The 5,238-nt window shown below is 40.7% G+C and carries 4 protein-coding genes and 1 rRNA gene; 2 read left to right on the top strand and 3 right to left on the bottom strand.

Going from position 1 to position 5,238, the window contains the following annotated elements:
* Nucleotides 1-74: ribosomal RNA gene (locus BY457_RS18675) — 16S ribosomal RNA — on the bottom strand; the annotation flags it as partial.
* A gap of 823 nt (nt 75-897) precedes the next feature.
* Between BY457_RS18675 and BY457_RS18670 the strand changes: the two genes are divergently transcribed.
* Nucleotides 898-2,358 (top strand): S41 family peptidase, encoded by a 1,461-nt coding sequence (locus BY457_RS18670; protein ID WP_258176796.1) that lies wholly within the window; start codon nt 898-900, stop codon nt 2,356-2,358.
* 40 nt (nt 2,359-2,398) lie between these two features.
* Here the strand turns inward: BY457_RS18670 and BY457_RS18665 are convergent, their stop codons facing one another.
* Entirely contained in the window at nt 2,399-3,151 is a 753-nt protein-coding gene (locus tag BY457_RS18665; RefSeq protein ID WP_106154845.1) for an ABC transporter ATP-binding protein, read from the bottom strand.
* Complete coding sequence (locus BY457_RS18660; RefSeq protein ID WP_106154844.1) at nt 3,148-3,888, bottom strand: MlaE family ABC transporter permease; 741 nt, start codon at nt 3,886-3,888, stop codon at nt 3,148-3,150. The genes BY457_RS18665 and BY457_RS18660 overlap by 4 nt, the downstream gene beginning before the upstream one ends.
* Before the next feature lie 123 nt (nt 3,889-4,011).
* Between BY457_RS18660 and BY457_RS18655 the strand changes: the two genes are divergently transcribed.
* Nucleotides 4,012-5,085, top strand: coding sequence for a mannose-1-phosphate guanylyltransferase (locus BY457_RS18655; protein ID WP_106154843.1), 1,074 nt, complete (start codon nt 4,012-4,014; stop codon nt 5,083-5,085).
* Nucleotides 5,086-5,238: the final 153 nt, after the last annotated feature.

The raw sequence follows: 5,238 nt of genomic DNA, 5'->3' as shown, positions 1-5,238 counted from the left end.
TGTTACCCCTCGACTTGCATGTGTTAGGCCTGTCGCTAGCGTTCATCCTGAGCCAGGATCAAACTCTTCGTTGTAGGAAAGTTTTAAAATAAAATCTCTTTTAAGAACATATCCTCAAACAAAAAATCCCGACTCCAAATTCTTGAAATTGACTTGTGGATCCGCTTTTACCTTGTTTTTGGTTTTGCATTAATAATTTCAAAGATCTTTTTTTGCCGTATAGTAGGTTCATGAACCTACTGTACCGGCCGATGGCCCCCTTCGGGATGCCTGCTTTTTTTCAAAAGCGAGTGCAAAGATAAATCAAATATTTTTCTCTGCCAAAATTATTTTTCATCTTTTTTTCAAGTGCTGATCTCGTCAGCTCTTACTCCAAAAAGATTGCTCTGCTTTTTTGCTCGAACCCCTTGGTCTCTCTTGCAAAGCGGGTGCAAAGATAACGCATTGTTTCCCGCTTTTCCAAATCTTTCTTCAATCTATTTATGTGAAAAAATGTCAACCCGCTGAGGGTCAAATATAGACGTCTCAAATTTTATGTCAGAAAAGTAAAAATAAGAATTTTGGGGGAGAGTGTCAAGGGGAAATCAGGGTTGAGGAATGAGGGTTGAGCTCAACAGCTCATCAGCTAAAAAGCCCTCCCAAAACATTTAATAGAGAAGAAGCGTTATCAAATTAATGAATGCCAATATCAAAAAACAAACAAATAAGCGTTTTTCAAAAAAGCTTTCTCAAAATAAAATACTAAATTTGAGTTTAAATCACAACGAACAGAGTCAGGTCTGAGTAAAACATTTTCACTCTTTTTGCAAACAATTATCCCGTCTCCAAGAATGAGTTTAACAACAACTTAACCTGATACAAGAAATCCAAATTTATTAAACCAGTAAAATGAACCCCATGAAAAAAATGAAACACCCCATCTATTTGTTGTTCATCTCAATTCTCTCAATAGCCTTTCTAACCTATTGCTCTGATGATGAAAATAACACTGTTGTTCCTAAAACCGAATTGAACAATCCCGAAGAAGAGGAAGAGGAGGAGAATTCAATTGACGAGGAAGTTTTGATGATCAACAACTTCATAAAAGACAATATGGAGATTTACTATTTCTGGAATGAGGAGCTACCCGACATCGACCAGGAAAAAGAGGAAGATTCAGAAGCATATTTTTACAAGCTACTAAAAGATCCTGATGACAGGTGGTCCTTTATTACCGATGACTACCCGGCACTGGTTAAATATTTCTCCGGAATTGAAAAAAGCACCGGTTATTCACTACAACTCATGTACCTGAATTCTACATCAAACCAGGTGATTGCAGTTATAGAATATGTTCATCCCGATACTCCTGCAGAAGATGCAGGTCTGAAAAGAGGAGATATCATTGTAAAAATTGACGGACAGTTAATCAATGATGAGAATTACTCAGATCTTCTGGGAAGGACCTCTTTTGAAATCACTTTAGGCGAAATAGTTGGTGGCAACACGTCAGACCTGGAACCAACAATCCCCATACAAGCTCTGGAAATAAGTCTGAATCCTATTGTAAAAACCAACATCATAGATACACTCGGACATAAAATAGGCTACCTGGCTTATACCTCCTTTGTTTATGATTACAATGACGATCTCGAGGCAGTAATTCAGGAGTTCAAGCAAGCAGGTGTGACTGACATGGTGCTCGACTTACGTTACAATGGTGGCGGATCAGTGGCTACAGCAGAATTGCTGGGAAGCATGCTCGTACCTGCCGGAAATACCGGTAATGTCTTTATTGAAACCGTTTACAACGACATCATAACCAATGACATTAAGAGAGACCCCGACTACACACCTGATTTCTTCTTGCGTAAATTTTCTGAACAGGAAAACAACCTGAACATAGACAAGCTCTATGTTTTCACCACAGAATCTACAGCCTCAGCCAGCGAGATGATCATCTACGGCTTGGAGCCTTATATGGATGTTGTGCAAATCGGAACGCAAACGCACGGGAAATATTACGGTTCCATTACCATTGATGATGAAGAGAAGCACGATTGGGCCATGCAGCCTATCGTTATGCGTTCCATCAATGCAGAGGACAATATTGACTATACCCAGGGGTTAATCCCTGACGTTGTTCTGAACGACTATTTCTATAATTACCCGGGTGAGTTGGGAGCCCCTGAAGAGTTATTCATGGCTAAAGCGATTTCAGAAATAACAGGAGAACCTTTTATTTACGATGAAAGCGATGAACAATCAATTGTGAAATCAGCCTCCAGGCAGTTCAAAAAAGCACCAGGCCTGAGGGAAAAGCTTTATCCGTTGAGAAACAGGATGTGGGTTGACTTTCCGGAGGTAATAAAACACTGAGAAAAAAGTTCTGAATAAATTCCTAGGGGTCGGATGTTTATTAACTTCCGGCCCTTAATTGTTTAAGAAACTTAGATGCAAAAATAAAATCATTCAACCGTTCGTTGTCGGATTTTAAAATCTCTGCATTGGTTCCTTCCCAGCATTTTTCTCCGTTGGCAATAAACACCACCTTTTCACCAATCCCCATTACTGAGTTCATATCATGGGTATTTACAATAGTGGTCATATTGTATTCTTTGGTTATCTCCTGAATCAACTCATCAATAACAATCGAGGTTCTCGGATCCAACCCGGAGTTAGGCTCATCGCAAAAAAGATACTTGGGATTAAGTGCGATGGCACGGGCAATGGCCACACGTTTTTGCATCCCACCGCTAATCTCTGCCGGATACAAATGATTCGCATTTTCAAGATGGACCCTTTCGAGGCAGAAATTGGCTCTGTCGATCCGATCGCTCATGTTCATATCGGAGAACATATCCAACGGAAACCTCACATTCTCTTCCACCGTTTTTGAGTCAAAAAGCGCGCTTCCCTGAAACAACATCCCCATCTCTTTTCTCAAATCTTTACGCTCTTTCCCATGCATCTTTGTAAAACTTCTGCTGTCATAGATCACTTCCCCCCGATCCACTTCATGGAGTCCCACAATGGTTTTAAGCAAAACGGTTTTCCCGGACCCACTCTGACCTATAATCAAGTTTGTCTTGCCTGCTTCAAAAACACTGGATACGTCCTTCAGGACATCATTGTCGTCGAAAGACTTATATATATTTTTCACCTCTATCATGCCAGTAAAAGTTGAGTTAGAATCAAATTGAACAGAAGAATCTGGATGCTGCTGACCACCACAGCTTTGGTACTTGACCGTCCTACTTCCAGGGAGCCCCCCGTAGTGTAATACCCCCAGTATCCGGAAATTGTGGCAATAAGAAAGCCAAAAACAACCGACTTTATCAGAGAGTAAACAACATAGAAAGGAATAAAAGCATATTGAATCCCATAGATATACTCCGGAGAGGGTACCACCCCGGTGGATGCACCGGCAACCCATCCGCCTCCAATACCGATTCCCATGCTTATCATCACCAGAAAAGGATTGATGAAGACCATGGCAACCACTTTAGGAAGAACCAGATATCCTGCAGAATTAATCCCCATCACATCCAACGCGTCTATTTGCTCTGTCACCCGCATGGTGCCAATTTCTGAAGCAATGTGCGAACCCACCTTTCCGGCAAGTATCAATGATACGATGGTAGAAGAAAACTCCAGCAAGATGGTGTCACGGGCAGCAACTCCGACGGTATATTTGGGAATAATCGGCAATTCTATATTGTAGGCTGTCTGCAGTGTTATGACAGCGCCAATAAAAAAAGAGATAATAACGACGATGCCAAGGGAGCCAACCCCCAGATCATCTATCTCATCAATAATCTGTTTAAGAAAAATACGGTGTTTCACCGGTCGCCCGAATACCCTCTTTAGGAAAAGAAAATACCGGCCTGTTTGGTATAAAAAAGCCATGGTTGAAAATTTTCTTAAAAATAGTAACTAATTTAGTGGAATGAAAAAAAGAAAACTTAATGATTAATAAAACAGAACCATTATCAATTGACATACAATTGTTAACATCAAAGAAGTAAAAAAATGAAAACCAACACTTTTTGTGTCATCATGGCAGGGGGAATCGGAAGTCGCTTCTGGCCCCTAAGCAAAACTGAAACACCAAAACAATTCCTGGATATTCTGGGAACAGGAAAAAGTCTTCTGAGACAAACATTTGAACGTTTCGCCCCCATCTGTCCGGCTGAGAACATCATTGTAGTTACCAGTGGAGATTACAATAAGATGGTATTGGAACAGCTTCCGGAACTAACACCGGAACAGGTACTTACGGAACCCTTCAGAAGAAATACCGCCCCCTGCATCGCTTTTGCTAACAAATGGATTGAAGAAAGAAATCCGGATGCCAACATTGTGGTAACCCCTGCAGACCATTTGATCATCAATGAAAGCGAATTTCATAAAGCCATTAATCTGGGGCTGGATTTTGTAGAAACCAATGACGCCCTGCTGACTCTGGGTATTAAACCGCATCGTCCGGAAACAGGTTATGGATATATCCAGACCGGAAAAGACGAGGCCAACAATGAATCAATCAAGAAAGTAAAGACTTTTACTGAAAAACCCAACGCCGAACTGGCAAAGGTATTCTTTGAAAGTGGTGAGTTTTTCTGGAATTCAGGTATTTTCCTCTGGTCTCTAAAAGCCATCAACTCTTCATTTGAGAGTCATCTCAAAGAAGTTAAACAGCTTTTTGATCCGCTGAAAACAAAACCCGCTATTGAGGAGAAAGAAATTACCGACATCTATGCAGAATGCAAGAATATTTCCATCGATTACGGTATCATGGAAAAGGCAGATAATGTATATGTAGAAACGGTGAATTTTGGATGGTCAGATTTAGGAACATGGTCCTCCCTCTATGAATATTCCGCTCAGGATAAGGAAGGCAATGCCGTCATAAACGGGAAAACGCTCTTATACGATACCGAAGGCTCTATTGTAAATGTGCCGGAAGATAAAATTGCGGTTGTCCAGGGTTTATCGGATTATATTGTCGTGGATTCCGGCGACGCGCTATTGATCTGTCCCAAAGAAAATGAGCAGCAAATCAGACAATTCACAAACGATATCAAAACAGAATTTGGAAGAGAATAATCTATAAACATCAGATAACAAAACACAAAAAAACCCGGACTTAAACAATCCGGGTTTTTCCTGAGTTCCGCACTGGGACACCCAAATTAAAATCCAAAGAGATCTGCAAGTCTTTTTTGTTCCTCGTTTAAGAGTAAAGTTTCTGTGTAAGTA

Origin of the sequence: Marinilabilia salmonicolor, from assembly GCF_003003035.1 — a bacterium.
Classification (GTDB): Bacteria; Bacteroidota; Bacteroidia; order Bacteroidales; family Marinilabiliaceae; genus Marinilabilia; species Marinilabilia salmonicolor_A.
Note: the sequence above shows the minus strand (reverse complement) of the source record. Positions and strands in the feature narration are given on the sequence as shown.